The following is a 16,326-nucleotide window of genomic DNA, read 5'->3' as shown; positions in this document are numbered from 1 at the left end:
TGCCGGCCTTGTTTCATGCACGGTTAATGGATGCCGGAGGGGCTCCGGCGCGAGGGGCGCCGCTTAGTTGTTGGCAGCGGCGTACTCGGTGGCCCAGCCATCGACGAACGCGGCGACGACCTTGTTCCACTCGTCGTCGGTCTGGTTGGCCGCGTAGGTGGTCAGAGCGGAGCCGACGCCGTTCTTCCACTCCTCGGAGGGCATCGTGGAGAAGCACCAGTCGACCGGGGTCTTGCCGTCGGCGGTGTAGGCGGCGTCCTGCTCGACGAACGGGTTGGCGGACTCGGGAGCGCCCTCGAACGGGATGACGAAGCCCATGCCGTCAGCGCCGGACGGCATCGCGCCCTCGGCGCCGGCCATCGCGTTCTTGCCCTCGTCGGAGGTGACGCACCAGTTGATGAAGTCCAGGGTGGCCTTGATGTCCTCCTCGGAGGCCTTGCCGTTCACGCACCAGTAGTTCTCGGAGCCGGTGCAGAGGCCCTGGTTCTCCTCGCCGTCAACGCCGATGTAGATCGGGAGCATCTTGAGCTTGTCGGCGCCGAGGTCCTCGACGTCGGCGTAGGCCCAGGTGCCGTTCTGGTAGAAGGCGGCCTTCTCGGTCACGAAGTCGGCCACGGCGTCGTCGCCGGTCTTGGTGGAGAGGATCGAGGGCTCGCAGGTGGCGTTGTTGATGTAGAGGTCCCAGATCTGGCGGTAGTTGTCCAGGTAGGTGCCCTTGATAGCGTCGGTGCTGTCGATGCCGTCGGCCTGGTACTCGTAGTAGATGGGGAGGTTGGCCAGGTGGGTCTTGAAGCGCCAGTCGGAGGAGCCGTCCATGCCGGCGGAGGTGAAGGCGGCGAAGCCCAGCTCGTCCTTGCGGGCGGTGATGTCCTCGGCGACCTTCTTGAGCTCGGCGAAGCTCGTGATGTCCTCGGCCTTGTAGCCGGCCTTCTCGAGGAGGTCGGTGTTGGCGATCAGGCCGTAGGTCTCGACGACGTAGGCGACGCCCTTGATCTTGTCATCGGAGCCGTGGAGCTCGTAGGAGTCGGAGGTGAGGGCGTTCACGACATCGGAGCCGTCGAGGTCGTAGCAGTACTGCTCCCAGGAGGCGAGCCCGACGGGGCCGTTCACCTGGAAGAGGGTCGGGGCGTTGGTCTTCGCCATCTCGGACTTGAGGGTGGTCTCGTACTGGCCGGAAGCGGCGGTGAGCACGGTGACCTCGGTGCCGGTCTCCTTGGTGTAGATCTCGGCGAGCTCCTGCCACTGCTCATCCTGCTCGGGCTTGAAGTTCAGGTAGTAGACCTTGCCCGAACCCTCGGCGGCAGAGGCGGTGGCGTTGTCGGAGCCACTGCAGCCGGCGAGAGCGGCCATGGCGCCAACGCCAAGACCGGCGGACAGGAACGAACGGCGGTTAAGCATAGGGGCAACCTCCTGTGTCTGTTTCCATCGCTGGTGTGGTTTGGAAACGTTTCCAATTGACGATTAGCAAGATAGCGTAGAAAGTGCCCAAAAGGGATCAGAATTCGGAAGAAGCCGTTCACCGGCGAAATCCTACTGTTCGCCCTGAGCTGGGAGTTGTGAGGCCGGCGGCCAATGATTTGAAAACCTTCGATATATCAGGAAGCTTTATGCCGCGTACCTGCCTGTTTCCTGTCTGACATCGGTTTGATAGCAGTCTGAAGCGCTCTTGTCAGGTTTTGCCGCAGTTTGAACCCTATTCCGCCCATTTCACAAGTCGTTCGTAAACGGTTCCAGCTTGGTGGCCCAGAGCCCCACCCAGAGCGCTTTAACCGATAAAAGTGCTGGTAAACACGCCAAGAAAAAGCCCCGTTGCCGGGGCTCCGTGCTAGCTTTGACGCTCCCGCCAGCGTTTGAGGTGCGGCAGGACGGTCGCCATGAACGAGACCGCCTCGTCAAAGGTGCCGCCCGACTGCGCCACGTAGTACTGAGCGGTGGCCTCGATGAAGTCGTCCATGTCCATGTCGGGCGCCGTGAACCGGCCGTTCTGGTAACAGAACTTGCAGTACTCGTCCGACTCGGAGCCGTCCTCCTCGGTGCCATGGAGCGACGGGTCCGGGATGGGCATGCCGCAGCACTGGCAGAAGTACTCGCTCGGCATGTCGAAGAACCGCTCCAAGGGCACGCCGTAGGTCACGGCGATGAGCTTGACCATGTCGATGCCCGGTCCCGTGTCGCCGTTCTCCCAGCGGCTCACCGCCTGGCGCGTCACGCACAAGTCGCGCGCCATCTGCTCCTGCGTGATGCCCTGCTCGCGACGAACCGCCGCAATGGTGTCCTTCATGGCCATGGGGCCTCCTCTCCTCGCCGGTCGTGAGTCCATCGTCCCCGAGGAGGGCGCCGCAGCCAAGCAACAGCCTGTTGCCCGCACAGCTCACCTGCCCCGAACGGCTCTCCGCACGAGCCGTCCTGGGGCGGTCGGGCGCCCTAGAGACCGAGGGCCTCTGTCCAGGCCGGCTCCCGGAAGCCTGCGGCGCGCACCGTGCCGTCGACCACGAGGAGCGGGCGCTTCACGAGCATGCCCTCCTCCCCTAACAGCGCCAACATGTCCTCGACGCTCATGCCGGCATCGAGCTGCGCCTTGAGGCCGCGCTCGCGATAGAGGCGCCCGCTTGTGTTGAAGAGCTTGCGAGGCGCGAGGTCGCTGCCATCGAGCCAAGCGGCCAGCTCTTCGGCGCTCGGGTTTTCCTCAACGATGTCGCGGAGCGTGTACGCCACACCGCGCTCGTCGAGCCATTTCTGGGCCTTCTTGCAAGTGGAACAGCGGGGATAGGCGACGAAGAGCACGTCGGCCATGGGTTACCTCCATCTCTATGGATGTGCCTGACGGGCTCTAGCCTACCGGCAACAGGGACGCATGGCTGCTGCAACCGCACTCTGGATAGATCCGTGGCGCCAGTACGCGGGTCCGAGGGCTTGATTCACCACCCAACCCATGCCCCACGTGGGCCTTATCCGTCATTCGGAGCCAGGTTGGGTGGTGAGACGCGAGGGCACCACCCCCCAACCCGTGTCTGGGGCGGGTATGGCAGCCGCGCATGAAGGGGTTGGGGGATGGTGGGGTGCAGGGTTACCACCCAACCCGTCCATAGAAGGGCACCGAGGACACCTGAGACCCCGGGTTGGGTGGCAGAACATGAGCGGAGCAGTTGGCTGCGGCGCCTACGTCCCAGCGAGCGTCATGCGCGCGCCGTTGGCGCCCGCGCCGAGGTTCCCCAGCTCGAAGCGATAGGCCACGAGATCCGCGCGTGCGTAGGACTGGGTGTGCTCGTAGACCACGTTCGAAGAGAGCCGCGCCACGCGCTCGATGCGGTAGCCCACGGTGCCGGACGGACAGCCCAAGAGCCCGCAGACGTCGTCCGGCAAGAGCACGCCGCGCATCGTCTCGACGGCCGAGGCGGGCTCCAGCCCGTAGTCGTCGCGCAGCGCCGCGTACAGGGACGCGTCGTCGAACGACAGGTCCTGGATCCCCGGACACAGCGCGAGCGGCAACCGGGTGTCCTCGTAGAGCACGGGGGCACCGTCCGCCTGTCGCACGCGGCACAGGCGGAACACCTGCGCCTGCGGCGCCACCAGCTCGAGTGTCGATCGCTCCCCCGCGTCCGCCGTCACGACCTCTTGCACCACCGTGCGCGACGACGGCACGCGGCCGGCCTCCTCCATGTCCGCAGAGAAGTTGTACAGATGGCTCATGGACCGGTGATAGCTGGCCGGCTGCGCCACGAAGGTGCCCTTGCCGCGAAACCGCTCGACGACGCCCTTGTCCACGAGCAACGCCAGCGCCTGACGAGCCGTGGAACGGCTCACCCCGAGGGCGTCGCACATCTCCTCCTCCGTGGGCATGCGGTCACCGGGCTGGAGCGCTCCGAGCCTGACCTGCAGCGAGAGGAACTCGTAAAGCTGCTGGTAGAGCGGCGTGGTGCTCGCTCTCGACACCGAGAACGACGACAAGATGCCCGGAGCGTCCATCGGTCTCCTCATTTCCTTCATACCTGCTGAACAGGCAGTTGCCTCCGATTTGTCACTTTGTATGATACAAACCAACAAACGAACTTCAGGGAGACCTTACCATCCCGAGGGACGTTTGGAACCGGAATCAAGGGTCCGCGCGACCCGGAGCATCCCAGAAAGGGGACCTCATGAAGCCGACCAAGCCCGCCGTCGAGATGACCCAAGCCGAGCTCGCCCGCTACATCGACCACTCGGTGCTCAAGCCTGAGTTCACGGCTGAGGAGATCGTCAAGCACACCAAGGACGCTGTGGACTTCGGCTGCGCCACGGTGTGCGTGAACCCCGCGTCGCTGCCGCTCGTGGCCCCCATCGTCGAGGGCACCGACACCGGCATCTGCGTGGTGTGCGACTTCCCCTTTGGCCTTTCCACTCCCGAGTCCAAGGCCGCGCAGGCAGAGGCCTACTGCTCCGAGTACGACATCGAGGACCTCGACATCGTCGCCAACTACGGGCGCCTGCGCTCCGGCGACCTGGACTACGTGGTCGAGGACCTCAAGGGCGTGGTCGAGGCTGCCCACAAGCACGGCACCAAGGTGAAGGTGATCATCGAGACCGACGCCCTCACCCCCGAGCAGATCGCCGACGGCACCCGCTGCGCCGTTGAGGCCGGTGCCGACTTCATCAAGAGCTCCACCGGCTTCTACACCGGCGGCGAGCAGCACGGCGCCACGCCCGAGGTGGTCCAGATGATGATGGACGCCGGCGAGGGGAAGATCGCCGTCAAGGGGTCCGGCTGCATCCGCGACCAGGAGCGCTTCTTCCAGCTCATCGACATGGGCATCGACCGCATGGGCATCGGGTACCGCTCCACGCCGGTGGTGCTCGGGCTCGCTTGAGTCACCACCCGTCGGGTGTTTGACTCAGAGACCTGCCTTGCTGACCCGGTGCGCTGACTCGCCGGTCGCGGGCCGCTGGAACACGTGAATGTGGCCGGAAACGGAGCACGTCCAGAGTGGGTGCGAAAGGCCGCGCGCTAACAAAGGGGGTCGCGCCCATTTGGACGCGACCCCCTTCAACTGTCTAACGACCTGTAAAAGTGCTCCGTCTCCTTTTGCAGGTTAGGCGGCCTTGCGACGATCCACCGCGCGCCAGACGGCCTTGTAGACCTCCATGATCGGGATGATCATGGAGGCCAGGCCCATCGCAATCATGTAGCTCACGAAGTCCAGCTCGGCGAAGCCGAAGACCTCGGCCACGGGCGGCACCTCGATCACGACGAACGTCAGCACGAGCGACAGCGCGAACGCGCCCCACAGCCACTTGTTGTGGCTCCCCAGCTTGAAGATCGACTGGCGCGCGGAGCGCATATTGAACGAATGGAACATCTCGATCATCGACAGCGTGAGGAACGCCATCGTGATGCCCTCGAGGCCGGCGTGCGGGTCCTCGGCGATGAAGGCAAGGTCCATGGTGCCGAACTCGATGTACACGCCGATGAAGTAGCTGATCAGCGTGAAGAGCGCGATCACGGCGCCCTGGAACACCACGTCGACGCCCATGCCGCCGGCGAAGATGCCGTCCTTGGAGTTGCGCGGCTTGCGCTTCATGATGCCGGGCTCCTCGGGCTCCATGCCCAGGGCAAGGGCCGGGAAGCAGTCGGTGATCAGGTTGATCCAGAGCAGGTGCACCGGCTCGAGGATCACAAAGCCGATAAGCGTGGCCACAAAGACGGCGATGACCTCGGCGATGTTCGAGGACAGCAGGAACTGGATAGCCTTGCGGATGTTGTCGTAGATGCGCCTGCCCTCGCCCACCGCGGTCACGATGGTGGCGAAGTTGTCGTCGGCGAGCACCATGTCGGCCACGTTCTTGGTGACGTCGGTGCCGGTGATGCCCATGCCGATGCCGATGTCGGCGCGCTTGATGGAGGGCGCGTCGTTCACGCCGTCGCCGGTCATGGCGACGATCTGGTCCTGCTTCTTCCAGGCCTCGACGATGCGGGTCTTGTGCTCCGGCTGCACGCGCGCGTAGACGTTGTAGTCCTGGATGCGCGCGGTCAGCTCATCGTCGGACATCTTGTCCAGCTGGGCCCCGGTGAGCGCCTGCTTCTTGTTCTCGATGATGCCGAGCTCCTTGCCGATGGCCACGGCGGTGTCCACATGGTCGCCGGTGATCATGACCACGCGGATGCCGGCGTCGTGGGCCTCGGCGATCGAGGGCCCGACCTCCGGGCGCACCGGGTCGATCATGCCGCAGAGGCCGAGATAGGTGAGGTCCTGCTCGAGGTTCTCGGCAGAGTCGTCGGTGGGCGCGGACGTCCACGGACGACGGGCGGCGCAGAGCACGCGGAGCGCCTCGTTGGCCATGCCCTTGTTCTCGTCGAGGATGGCCTCGCGCACGTCGTCGGTGAGCGGCTTCACGCCGTCAGCGGAGAGATAGGACGTGCAGCACTTGAGCACCTCGTCGGGCGCGCCCTTGGTGTACTGGACGATCGAGCCGTCCGGGGCCTTGAGCACCACGGACATCATCTTGCGGGAGGAGTCGAACGGCGCCTCGCCCACACGCTCGTACTCGGCGTCCAGCTCGGTCTTCGGCATGTCGAGCTTGGCGGCGTCGGCCACGAGCGCCGCCTCGGTGGGCTCGCCCTTGGCCTGGCCGGTGCCGTCTTCAGCGAGCACCCACTGGGCGTCGGAGCAGAGCGCCATAGCCTTGACCAGCTCGCGCTCGTCCGCGCCCTCGTGGCGCACGACGGTCATGAGGTTCTGGGTCAGCGTGCCGGTCTTGTCGGAGCAGATCACCTGCGTGCAGCCGAGCGTCTCCACGGCGGTGAGCTTGCGGATGATCGCGGCCTCCTTGGACATCTTGGTGACGCCCAGGGACAGCACGATGGTCACGACGGCCACGAGGCCCTCAGGGATGGCGGCGACGGCCAGAGACACGGCCACCATGAAGGTGTTGAGCACGAGGTCGAGGTCGCCCCAGAACCCCATGCCATGCTTGATCCAGTCCACGACGAAGATGATCGCGCAGATCGCGATGATCGCGATGGTCAGGACCTTCGAGAGCTCGGCCAGCTTCACCTGCAGCGGGGTCAGCTCGTCCTTGGCCTCGTTGATGGAGTCGGCGATCTTGCCCATCTCGGTGTCCATGCCGGTGGCCACCACGACGGCGCGGCCGCGGCCATAGACCACCGTGGAGCCCATGTACACCATGTTGACGCGGTCGCCCAGGGGCACGTCGTCGCCCTCGGCCTCGAGGGCGGCAATGGCCTTGTCCACCGGCACGGACTCACCGGTGAGCGCGGACTCCTCCACCTTCATGGACGCGCACTCGATCACGCGGCAGTCGGCGGGCACGGCGTCGCCGGCCTCGAGCACCACCACGTCACCGGGAACCAGGTCCTGGCTCTTGATGTCGATGAGCTTGCCGTCGCGATAGACCTTGGAAGTGGAGGCGGCCATCTTCTGCAGCGCCTCGAGCGCCTCCTCGGCCTTGGACTCCTGCACGACGCCGAGCACCGCGTTCACGATGACGACGAAGAGGATGATCACGACGTCCGCGATGTCGGACTCACCCTGCACGGCGCCCGTGACCGCGCTGATGACGGCGGCGGCGAGCAGGAGGATGATCATCGGGTCGGCCATCTGCGCGAAGAACCGCTTCCAGAGCGGGTCCTTCTCGGCCTTCTCCAGCTCGTTGGGGCCGAACTTCTTGAGGCGGGCGTCCGCCTCGGTCGTGGTCAGGCCTCGGGCGGCATCGGTGCCCTGCTCCTGAACCACGTGGTCGGCTGTGGCTAGGTACGCTTTCAACGCTACTTCCCTCCTGGGATCGGGCTCCCGCCAACGCTGAATGAGGCGCCCGATAATAACTCCCCGGGAGGGGCAAGGGCTCGCCAAGGCTGCCGAGCCGGGAGCTATGGCTTAAAGCGAGGAAGATTCTACCCGCGCCCCGGAGGATTCACGCAGCCTCTATAAGGGAAGCGCGAACTGAAAAAAGGCCCCGGGCGACGTGCCGGGGCCTCGCGCGTCACGCGCTCTCGAGACTCTGATAGGCCGCCTTGAGCGCGGCCTGACCCCGGGCGAGCGTGTCGCCGGACCAGTCGATGCCGGACCATGGGTCGTCCAGAGCCAGCGTGAGGCGCGTGCCGGTGGCGCGGTTATAGATAAAGCCGTTACGCACCGCGGTGCCGTCCTCGGCCGGCACGTCCGCCAGCACCACCCACCAGTCGCTGCCCGCGTTAAGGCCCGCGCCCACCTTCGTCTGTACGGACGCAGTGGCGCCTGAGAGACCGGCCTCCTCGAGCACTGCCCCGTCGACGGCCTCTGGGACAAGCGCGGCCACGGCGGCGTCATCGGCGCCCTCAGTGCCGGGCCAGACCGTCTGGGCGGCGGGCTCCTCGGCGGTGTCGCCCGCGTCCGCCTCGGGCTCCGCCTCGGCGACCGCGGGCTCCTGCGGCTTGAACAGCCCCTCGACCAGGGGCGACATCGCGAACGTGACCACGACGGAGATGGCGACGATGGCACCGAGCGTGACAAAGTCCTTGACGTTCTGGTTCATGGGCGCCTCCAAGCATGGGAGTGCGGAGCCTTTCATCGAGCTTTTATGGTATGGAGAAAGCCTCCCCCGGGCAACCGGAGCAGGCGCCCTGCCCCTAAGCGAGCTGGCCTCGTTTGACTTGTTCGAGAACCTGCTCGGCCTCCCCCAGGCTTTTGCCGCGGATAAGCGCTAGCGCGCGGCCGGGCGAGACGTAACCACAAAGCTCGTCAATGATGCTCAAGGTGACCGTGCTGCCTTCCTCGCGGCCTTCTTGGCGCCCCTCTTGGCGCCCCTCCTGGATCCCTTCCTGACGGCCCTCCTCGCGGCCTTCCTGACGACCTTCCTCGCGGCCCACCGCACGCGCCCGTGCCTTCTCGCGCTCAAACTCCATCGAGATCATCGCGTGCTCCTTTCTCCAGGACGCGTCCTCGTTATGGCGCCGAACCTCTCGCTCAATTCTAGCGGACAGCTCTCCTGTGACCTGACTGCTTCCGAGGTACCGGAGCACCTCTCTCACTATCGCGTCCTCTGCAAGCTCCGCGTTCGGGATCACAGCCTCCACGATGTGGGTGCGGTTGTCGACGATGTGGCCTGGGAGCTCCTCTACCGTTTCATAGCGGTGATAGAGCGCAGAGCGGCTTCCATCGAGGTCCTCGTAGCGCTCTCTCGCCCTGACCGCCTCGCCGTACGGGTCGTAGTCACACACGAACAGGACGAAGAGGTCTCCCAGTGCGTCGTAGTCGATGCCGCGCGGCAAGCGCTCCTGGTCGAGCTTTATGCAGTAGAGCGTCGGGCGCTGCTCGTCGTCACCGTTGTTGGTGCGCTGCATCTCCAGATCGGCCACGGCATCGGGAGACTCGTACATGACGTCGAACCTCACGCCCTTCGACCCATCGGGAAGCGCAACGACATGTTCCTGCTGGACAACGGTCATGCCGGGAAAGCTGCGCTGAAAAGCACGCTCCAAGAACGGCACGGCAATCGTCGGGTCACTGAACACGGTTGAGAACATCAGGGCGTCCTTGATATCAACGCGGCCCTTACGGCGGGAATCACTTGTCTTCACCGGACGCTCCTAATGCACCAGCTGCGCGCGCAGCTCTTCAAGGCACGAGGGGCAGAGCTGAGGAGTCAGCCCGTAGTCCCAAACGGCCTCCTCCTGCTGATAGGCGAGATCTCCGAGCGCCCGGAACGCATCGCTCAGTTCCGAACTCTCCTCGAGACAGCGTCCACACCGATGGTCGTATAGGCATTCCACAGCCTCGTACTCGTTGCCGTCGCACCAGTGAACGCCTTTCTGCAGGTCCCGAAGAAGCCGGTGCGCGGTCTCTCGAGTGAACGCCCCCTGCTCCCACAGCTTCAGAACGTCCTTGGCCACAGAGTTCATCCCAGCGCCTATGTCGTGACAGCTCACAGTTCCCCCTTACCGTGTCGATCATCTGATATGATCAGATCGTCTGATCTTATCCTACTGGGGGAGCATGAGGGTGTCAAGACCGGCCGGGTGAAGGATACTGAGGGGGCAGCCTCGTTCCCGTCGCTTGGGGGTCTCCGTGTCGCATGCCGCTGGTTTCCTCGTCCTGGGCGCCGTTCTGGCCAAACGCCTCGACATCGCCTCGCTGGACGAGGCCTCGCTCAAGACCCTCGGCCTGCTTGACCCGCAAGGGGCGCCCACCTTCGCGGGGCGCGTCTGCGCGGACGAGAACGACCTCCCGGGCCTTGCCGTCATCACGCTGGACGAGACCGGCCAGGTGGCCGGTCCTCCCCGGCCAGTGCGGCACTGCTCGCTGCTGAAGTGTCTGGAAACGGCCCTCGACGCGTTCCGCGTGCATGCCCACGACGTGCCGGAGAGCGCGTTCCTCCAGGCATTGGCGGAGGCCTTCGCCACGCGCCGCTGGGACACCGAGGAGGACGTCACGGTCGTCGTCGGCCCCACCGGCGTGGAGGTGCGGTGGCCGGGCTCCGGCCTCCGTTCCCGCACCGACTTCACTCTGGCCAGCGTCCTCTCGCTGCTCGGCGTCGGCCAGTTTCAGGCGATTCCCTTGAACACCTATGCCCACGCGTACCGTGGGCTTCCCGCCGCTCCCGAGGTGCGCGTGGACCCCACCCAATCCGGAGTCGTGCTGCCCTCGAGCCGCCCCAAGCCCCATACCGACACGCAGGACCGGCTGCTGACGCTCGTGAGCGACCGGGGCACGGTGACCCGGCGCGAGGTGCAGGACCTGCTCGGATTGACGCAGCCCACGGCGGTGCGCGCCCTGACCGCGCTGGTGACCGAAGGGGCGCTGGAGAAACTGGGTGCCGGCCCTTCCACGCGCTACCGTCTCCCGCGGGACATCCACTGACCAAAAGGGAGGCCTCATGGCCATCGATACCGTTGCGGTGATCGGGCGCGGCGCGCTGGGGCTGCTGTTCGGTGAGTGGCTCGGCGCGCGGATGGCTCCGGGTGCCGTGCAGTTCGTGATGGACGACGCCCGCTTCGCCGAGAAGGGCGCGCAGCGGCTGCTCGTGAACGGCGAGCTGGCGCGAGTGCCGGTGGTGCCGGCGTCACAGGCGCACCCGGTGGACCTGGTGTTGCTCGCGATCAAGACCACAGGGCTGGAGCTGGCGTTGGACACGATGGAAGGGCTCATGGGGCCCCGGACGACCGTGCTCTCGGTCTGCAACGGCGTGACCAGCGAGGAGCGTGTCGCGGAGCGATTCGGATGGCAGGGCGTGCCACTGGCGGTGGCGCAGGGCATGGACGCCGTCTTCATGGGCGGCGAGCTGACCTACCGGCAACGCGGCGAGATCCGGCTGGGGCCCGCGACGGGAACGGCCCCGTGGGTGGTGCCGGAGCTTGACGCGTTCCTCACGGCCATGGACGTGCCGCACGCCGTCGAGGAGGACATCGACCACCGGCTCTGGACCAAATGGATGCTCAACGTGGGCGTGAACCAGACCTGCGCCGCGTTCGGAGGCACCTACGGGAGCGTGAGCGCCCCCGGCGAGCAGAACCGGGTGTTCGTCGGGGCGATGCGCGAGGCGCTCGCCTGTGCACGAGCCGAGGGCCACGATGTGACCGAGCGGGACCTGATGGCGATGGCGCAGCTCATGGCGTCGCTCACGCCGGACGGCATCCCCTCGATGGCACAGGACCGCCTGAACGGCAAGCGCACGGAGGTGGAGGAGTTCGGCGGCACGGTGCTGCGGCTGGCCGAGCGGCACGGGCTGCTCGTGCCGACGAACGCCTGGCTCGTGGAGCGCATCGAGGGGTGACGCGGCGCGTGCTCCAGCCGAGCGCGACGGCCATGCGGCGCAGTCCCTCGTCCATCTCGGCCTGTGTGATCACGAGCGGCGGCAGGAGGCGCAGCCCGTCGCCCGCCGTGAGCACGAGCACGCCGGCGCCGATGAGCGCGTCCACGATGGCCGCTCGGTCGTAGCCCGGAGTCACATCGATGCCGATCATAAGACCCAGCCCGCGGGTCGCGCCGAGGCACGGCAGCCCCAGGGCCTCGATGGACTCGCGCAGATAGCGGCCCTTCTCGTCCACCTCGGCCAGGAACTCGTCCGTCAGGCGGTCCTGCACCACGAGCCCCGCTGCGGCCGCCATCGGGTTGGCGCCGAACGTCGTGGCGTGCATGCCGGGCCCGAGGACGTCGCGGCACCGCTCGTTCGCGAGGAACCCGCTCATCGGAAGGCCGCCCGCGATGCCCTTGGCGAAGGTCGCGACATCTGGCTCCACGCCGTAGCGCTGGAACGCGAACAGCGCGCCCGTGCGCCCGACGCCCGTCTGCACCTCGTCCCACCAACAGCAGCCAGTCGCGCTCGTCGCACAGCGCACGCAGCTCGTGCACATAGGCCGGGTCCAACGGCAGCACGCCGCCCTCCCCCTGCACGAGCTCCACCATCACGGCGCAGACGTCGTCACCGGAGACCTCCTTGAGCGACGCCACGCTGTTGGCCTCCGCGTAGCGAAAGCCCCCGGTGTACGGCAGGAACCACCGGTGGAACGCCTCCTGGCCCGTGGCCTCGAGCGTCGCGATGGTGCGGCCGTGGAACGAGTTCTTGAGCGTGACGATCGTGGCACGTCCCTCACCGTAGCGGTCCTCGCTGTACTTGCGCGCCAGCTTAATCATGCCCTCGTTGGCCTCGCCGCCGCCGCTCGCGAAGAACACGCGGCTCATGCCCGTGCGCTCGCACAGCCGCTGGGCGAGCAGCGCCGGGGCCTCGGTGTAGAAGAGGTTCGAGACGTGCCCCAGCTTGGCGGCCTGGCACGCGATGGCGTCGACCCAGGTCGGGTCGTCGTAGCCGAGGCTGCAAACGCCGATGCCGCTCGTGAAGTCGATGTAGTCCTTGCCGTCCGCGTCCCAGAGCGTCGCGCCGCGGCCGTGGTCGAGCGCCACCGGGAAGCGCGCGTAGGTGTTCATGATGTAGCGGTCGGTGAGGGCCTTGATGTGTTCGGAATCCATGGGCGCTCCTGTGCGGTAGAGGGGCTGGAAGGGAGGACGGTCAGGCAGCCAGCTCGAGCATGGTGCCAATGCCCTTGTCCGAGAGAAGCTCGACGAGGATGGAGTGTGGGATGCGGCCGTCCAAGAGGTGCACCCGGCGCACGCCGCCCGCGAGGGCGTCGAGGCAACAGTCCAGCTTGGGGATCATGCCACCGGTCACGATGCCGGAGTCGCGAAGCGCGGGGACGTCGTCCGGGCGCACGACGGAGATCAGCGTCGCGTCGTCCGCCGGGTCGCGCAGCAGCCCGCGGACATCGGTGAGCAGGATGAGCTTCTCGGCCCCGAGGGCCACCGCGAGCTTTGCGGCCGCCGTGTCCGCGTTGATGTTGCAGGCCGGATTGCCGTCGACGCCCTGGGCCACGGTCGAGACCACAGGGACGAACCCGTCGTCGAGCGCGCGACGGACGAGTGTGGGATCCACGGCCGTGATGTCGCCGACGAGCCCGTAGCGCGGATCCAGCTGCCGCGCTTGGAACAGCCGGCCGTCGATGCCACAGATGCCGAGCGCGCTGCCGCCGAGCCCGTTGATCTGGGCGACGAGGTCCTTGTTCACCTTGCCGCAGAGGACCGACTGCACCACGCCCATCGTGGCCGCGTCCGTGTAGCGCAGGCCGTCGACAAAGCGAGAGGGGTGCCCGATGGCCTTGAGCATCCGTGAGATCTCCGGGCCGCCCCCGTGCAGCACGACCACGCGTATGCCGACGAGCGACAGCAGCACGATGTCGCTCATGACGGCGCGGCGCAGCCCGTCGGACACCATCGCGCTGCCGCCGTACTTCACGACGACGGTCTTGCCGTTGAACTTCTGAATGTAGGGCAGGGCCTCGATCAGGGTCTGGGCCTGCTCGGCATGGGTTGACATGGGGCCTCCCGGGTCGCGGACGGGCACCGTGGACGCTTCGGTCAAAGCTTCTTGTCCACGGCTGGACGCTTCGGTCAGAGCCAACTGTCCAACCCCGGACAAATGGCTTTGACCGGAGCGTCCGGGCTAGGTGCGGTAGTCGCCGTTGATGCGGATGTAGTCGTACGTGATGTCGCAGCCCCAGCAGGTACAGGCGGCGTCACCGTCGTGAAGGTCGATCAGGATCTGCACCTCCGGCTCAAGGAGCACCGCCTTGGCGACCGCCTCGTCGAACGGCAGCCCCTGGCCCGCCGCGCACACCTCCACGCGTCCGGCCGCGCTCGCAAAGGCCACGTCCACGGCCTCGGGGTCGAACTCCTCGCCCGAGTAGCCCATCGCGCAGAGCACGCGCCCCCAGTTGGCATCGGCCCCAAAGACGGCGGCCTTGGTGAGCGTGGAAGAGATCACCGACTTCGCGATGGTCTCGGCGGGGCCCTCCGTGCGCGCGCCTGAGACCGTGCACTCGATCAGGTGCCTCGCGCCCTCGCCGTCCGCCGCCATCGCGCGTGCGAGACGCACGCACAGCTGTGTGAGCGCGGCAACGAACGCCCGGTACCCGGCGCCCTTCTCGGCAATGGGCGCGTTGCCCGCTGTTCCGTTGGCCAGAATCAGGCACGAGTCGTTGGTGGAGGTGTCGCCGTCCACCGAGATGCGGTTGAACGACACGCGCGCCACCTCGAGCAACGCCTCGTGGAGCAGCGCGGCGTCGATCGCGCAGTCGGTCGTGAGGAAACCGAGCATCGTGCCCATGTTGGGATGGATCATGCCGCTGCCCTTGGCGATGCCGCCGATGGCGACGGTCGCACCGGCCACCTCGCAGGTCACGGCCGCCTCCTTGGTCACCGTGTCGGTGGTCATGATCGCGTGGGCCGCCGCGTCGCTGGCCTCAGGCGAGCGTTCTAAGCTCGCGACCAGCCCGGGAACGGCGGCCTCAATGGCGCGCACGTTGAGCTCCTGTCCGATCACGCCGGTGGACGAGACCAGCACGTCCGTCGACGGGCATCCAAGCGCCGCTGCCACCGCCTCGCACTCGGCCGTCGCGTGCGCGAGGGCGTTGGGCGCGCAGGCGTTGGCGTTGCCGCTGTTGGCAATGATCGCGCGGGCCTGCCCGTTCGCCAGATGCTCGCGATCCACGAGCAGCGGCGCCGCTTTCACGCGGTTGGTGGTGAAGACGCCCGCCGCCGCGCAAGGCACGTCGGAGACGATCAGGGCCACGTCCTTCTTCCACGTGGCATGGGTCTTGACGCCGGCATGCACGCCGGCCGCCGAGAACCCGCAAGGCGCGCAAACGCCGCCGGACACAAAGCTCGCCATGGGTGAGCCTCCTTAGCTGTCGGGGTGGCTTGGCCGTCAGACCGCGAGGCCGCAGGTCTCGCCAAGCCCGAGCATCAGGTTCATCGATTGCACCGCCGCGCCCGAGGCGCCCTTGCCGAGGTTGTCGAAGAGGGCCGTGACCAGCACCTGATCATCCTCGCCGTTCACGTGAAGCACGAGCGCATCGCTGCCGGCCAGTTCGTTGCCGGCCAGCATGCCGCCATCGGGCTCCGGGCTCACGGTCACGAGCGGCTCTCCCGCGAAGTACTGGGCGAGCACGCAACGGACATCGGCGGCGGTGACTCGTCGTCGCAGCAGGTCGCGCGTGAGCAGCACCGACGTCGCCATCCCCCGGGGGTAATCGGCGACGACCGGGACGAAGAGCGGTGCGACGTCGAGGCCGCACTGCGCGCGCATCTCGGGCAGGTGCTTGTGCGCAAGCGAGAGGCCGTAGAGGCGAGGGGCGCTGAGGGCGGCCGCGCGGGCCGGGGCCTCGTACGCCTCGATCATCGAGCGCCCGCCGCCCGTGTAGCCCGTGACCGAGAAGCACGGAACCGTCGCGTCCGGCACGAGAAGCCTCTCCTCCACCAGCGGCGCGACACACGCGATGAATCCCGTGGCGTGGCAGCCGGGGTTCGCGACACGGGTCGCGCGCGCAATGGCCTCACGGCGGAGGCCGCGGTCGAGCTCGGGGAAGCCGTAGACCCAACCGGGCGCCGTGCGGTGCGCGGTGGAGGCGTCGATCACTCGGGTTTCGGGGTTCTCGATCAGCGTCACGGCCTCACGGGCCGCGGCATCCGGCAAGCAGAGAAAGACGAGGTCAGCCGTGTTGAGAAGCCGCGCCCGCTCGGTAGTGTCATGGCGCAGGGCATCGGCAATGGAGAGCAGCTCGATGTCGTCGCGGCGCGCGAGGCGCTCGCGGATCTGAAGACCCGTCGTGCCTACCTGGCCGTCGATGTACACCGTTGGCTTGCCCATGCCGCTCCCGCCGCTTCGCATACCTATGGGTTCGGTATGCTAACGGGATTGAGTTGTATTGGATTGGTTTGCAATAGAACGGATACTTTGGCACATGTTATGCATCTGGACGCTTCGGTCAAAGCTATTTGTCCAACCGTGGACATTTGGCTTTGACCG

General features: G+C 66.7%; 14 protein-coding genes and 2 pseudogenes. 3 read left to right on the top strand and 13 right to left on the bottom strand.

All coding sequences use genetic code 11. From position 1 onward, the window contains the following. Positions 1 to 63 precede the first annotated feature (63 nt). The 4 genes from QJ043_RS06840 to QJ043_RS06825 form a co-directional block, all read right to left on the bottom strand. On the bottom strand, positions 64 to 1,398 hold the full coding sequence (locus QJ043_RS06840; protein WP_283712910.1) for an ABC transporter substrate-binding protein: 1,335 nt from the start codon (positions 1,396 to 1,398) through the stop codon (positions 64 to 66). A gap of 427 nt (positions 1,399 to 1,825) precedes the next feature. Next, positions 1,826 to 2,287 carry a zinc ribbon domain-containing protein gene (locus tag QJ043_RS06835; RefSeq protein WP_283712909.1) on the bottom strand — a complete coding sequence of 154 codons (462 nt, stop codon included), beginning with the start codon at positions 2,285 to 2,287 and terminating at the stop codon, positions 1,826 to 1,828. A 137-nt stretch (positions 2,288 to 2,424) separates the two neighbouring features. Then, entirely contained in the window at positions 2,425 to 2,793 is a 369-nt protein-coding gene (locus tag QJ043_RS06830; RefSeq protein ID WP_283712908.1) for an arsenate reductase family protein, read from the bottom strand. A 366-nt stretch (positions 2,794 to 3,159) separates the two neighbouring features. Beyond that, the gene (locus QJ043_RS06825) at positions 3,160 to 3,966 is read right to left on the bottom strand and encodes a GntR family transcriptional regulator (RefSeq protein ID WP_283712907.1); all 807 of its coding nucleotides are present in this window, start codon (positions 3,964 to 3,966) and stop codon (positions 3,160 to 3,162) included. A gap of 170 nt (positions 3,967 to 4,136) precedes the next feature. Between QJ043_RS06825 and deoC the strand changes: the two genes are divergently transcribed. After that, on the top strand, positions 4,137 to 4,844 hold the full coding sequence (deoC, locus tag QJ043_RS06820; protein WP_283712906.1) for a deoxyribose-phosphate aldolase: 708 nt from the start codon (positions 4,137 to 4,139) through the stop codon (positions 4,842 to 4,844). Between the two features lie 222 nt (positions 4,845 to 5,066). Here the strand turns inward: deoC and QJ043_RS06815 are convergent, their stop codons facing one another. From QJ043_RS06815 to QJ043_RS06800, 4 genes are all read right to left on the bottom strand, one after another. Next, the gene (locus QJ043_RS06815) at positions 5,067 to 7,757 is read right to left on the bottom strand and encodes a cation-translocating P-type ATPase (RefSeq protein WP_283712905.1); all 2,691 of its coding nucleotides are present in this window, start codon (positions 7,755 to 7,757) and stop codon (positions 5,067 to 5,069) included. 217 nt (positions 7,758 to 7,974) lie between these two features. Further along, on the bottom strand, positions 7,975 to 8,505 hold the full coding sequence (locus QJ043_RS06810) for a hypothetical protein (RefSeq protein ID WP_283712904.1): 531 nt from the start codon (positions 8,503 to 8,505) through the stop codon (positions 7,975 to 7,977). A gap of 94 nt (positions 8,506 to 8,599) precedes the next feature. Further along, positions 8,600 to 9,550 (bottom strand): hypothetical protein, encoded by a 951-nt coding sequence (locus QJ043_RS06805; RefSeq protein ID WP_283712903.1) that lies wholly within the window; start codon positions 9,548 to 9,550, stop codon positions 8,600 to 8,602. A gap of 9 nt (positions 9,551 to 9,559) precedes the next feature. Continuing rightward, positions 9,560 to 9,898: a hypothetical protein gene (locus tag QJ043_RS06800; protein ID WP_283712902.1), complete on the bottom strand. Its 339-nt coding sequence runs from the start codon at positions 9,896 to 9,898 to the stop codon at positions 9,560 to 9,562. A gap of 139 nt (positions 9,899 to 10,037) precedes the next feature. On the opposite strand from QJ043_RS06800, the gene QJ043_RS06795 reads away from it, so the two are divergent. Next, positions 10,038 to 10,829, top strand: a complete 792-nt coding sequence (locus QJ043_RS06795) for a hypothetical protein (protein WP_283712901.1) — start codon at positions 10,038 to 10,040, stop codon at positions 10,827 to 10,829. Positions 10,830 to 10,845: 16 nt separating this feature from the next. Further along, positions 10,846 to 11,742 carry a ketopantoate reductase family protein gene (locus tag QJ043_RS06790; protein WP_283712900.1) on the top strand — a complete coding sequence of 299 codons (897 nt, stop codon included), beginning with the start codon at positions 10,846 to 10,848 and terminating at the stop codon, positions 11,740 to 11,742. 34 nt (positions 11,743 to 11,776) lie between these two features. On the opposite strand, the pseudogene QJ043_RS06785 reads toward QJ043_RS06790, so the two are convergent. From QJ043_RS06785 to argC, 5 genes and pseudogenes are all read right to left on the bottom strand, one after another. Continuing rightward, a pseudogene (locus QJ043_RS06785) lies at positions 11,777 to 12,322 on the bottom strand (aminotransferase class III-fold pyridoxal phosphate-dependent enzyme); the annotation flags it as partial. 7 nt (positions 12,323 to 12,329) lie between these two features. After that, positions 12,330 to 12,893: pseudogene (locus tag QJ043_RS09815) on the bottom strand (aminotransferase class III-fold pyridoxal phosphate-dependent enzyme); the annotation flags it as partial. Positions 12,894 to 12,975: 82 nt separating this feature from the next. Then, positions 12,976 to 13,836, bottom strand: coding sequence for an acetylglutamate kinase (argB, locus tag QJ043_RS06780; protein ID WP_283712899.1), 861 nt, complete (start codon positions 13,834 to 13,836; stop codon positions 12,976 to 12,978). Between the two features lie 126 nt (positions 13,837 to 13,962). Beyond that, complete coding sequence (argJ, locus tag QJ043_RS06775) at positions 13,963 to 15,189, bottom strand: bifunctional glutamate N-acetyltransferase/amino-acid acetyltransferase ArgJ (RefSeq protein WP_283712898.1); 1,227 nt, start codon at positions 15,187 to 15,189, stop codon at positions 13,963 to 13,965. A gap of 36 nt (positions 15,190 to 15,225) precedes the next feature. After that, positions 15,226 to 16,167 (bottom strand): N-acetyl-gamma-glutamyl-phosphate reductase, encoded by a 942-nt coding sequence (argC, locus tag QJ043_RS06770; RefSeq protein WP_283712897.1) that lies wholly within the window; start codon positions 16,165 to 16,167, stop codon positions 15,226 to 15,228. Between the last annotated feature and the right edge of the window lie 159 nt (positions 16,168 to 16,326).

Source organism: Kribbibacterium absianum (assembly GCF_030067705.1).
GTDB classification, from domain to species: domain Bacteria; phylum Actinomycetota; class Coriobacteriia; order Coriobacteriales; family Atopobiaceae; genus Kribbibacterium; species Kribbibacterium absianum.
This window is presented reverse-complemented; position numbering and strand designations above follow the sequence as displayed.

Coding starts and splice junctions, on each gene's coding strand:
- QJ043_RS06810 (WP_283712904.1), bottom strand. CDS start 8,505: ATGAACCAGAACGTCAAGGACTTTGTCACGCTCGGTGCCATCGTCGCC.
- argB (WP_283712899.1), bottom strand. CDS start 13,836: ATGTCAACCCATGCCGAGCAGGCCCAGACCCTGATCGAGGCCCTGCCC.
- QJ043_RS06790 (WP_283712900.1), top strand. CDS start 10,846: ATGGCCATCGATACCGTTGCGGTGATCGGGCGCGGCGCGCTGGGGCTG.
- argC (WP_283712897.1), bottom strand. CDS start 16,167: ATGGGCAAGCCAACGGTGTACATCGACGGCCAGGTAGGCACGACGGGT.
- QJ043_RS06835 (WP_283712909.1), bottom strand. CDS start 2,287: ATGGCCATGAAGGACACCATTGCGGCGGTTCGTCGCGAGCAGGGCATC.
- QJ043_RS06840 (WP_283712910.1), bottom strand. CDS start 1,398: ATGCTTAACCGCCGTTCGTTCCTGTCCGCCGGTCTTGGCGTTGGCGCC.
- QJ043_RS06825 (WP_283712907.1), bottom strand. CDS start 3,966: ATGGACGCTCCGGGCATCTTGTCGTCGTTCTCGGTGTCGAGAGCGAGC.
- QJ043_RS06830 (WP_283712908.1), bottom strand. CDS start 2,793: ATGGCCGACGTGCTCTTCGTCGCCTATCCCCGCTGTTCCACTTGCAAG.
- deoC (WP_283712906.1), top strand. CDS start 4,137: ATGAAGCCGACCAAGCCCGCCGTCGAGATGACCCAAGCCGAGCTCGCC.
- argJ (WP_283712898.1), bottom strand. CDS start 15,189: ATGGCGAGCTTTGTGTCCGGCGGCGTTTGCGCGCCTTGCGGGTTCTCG.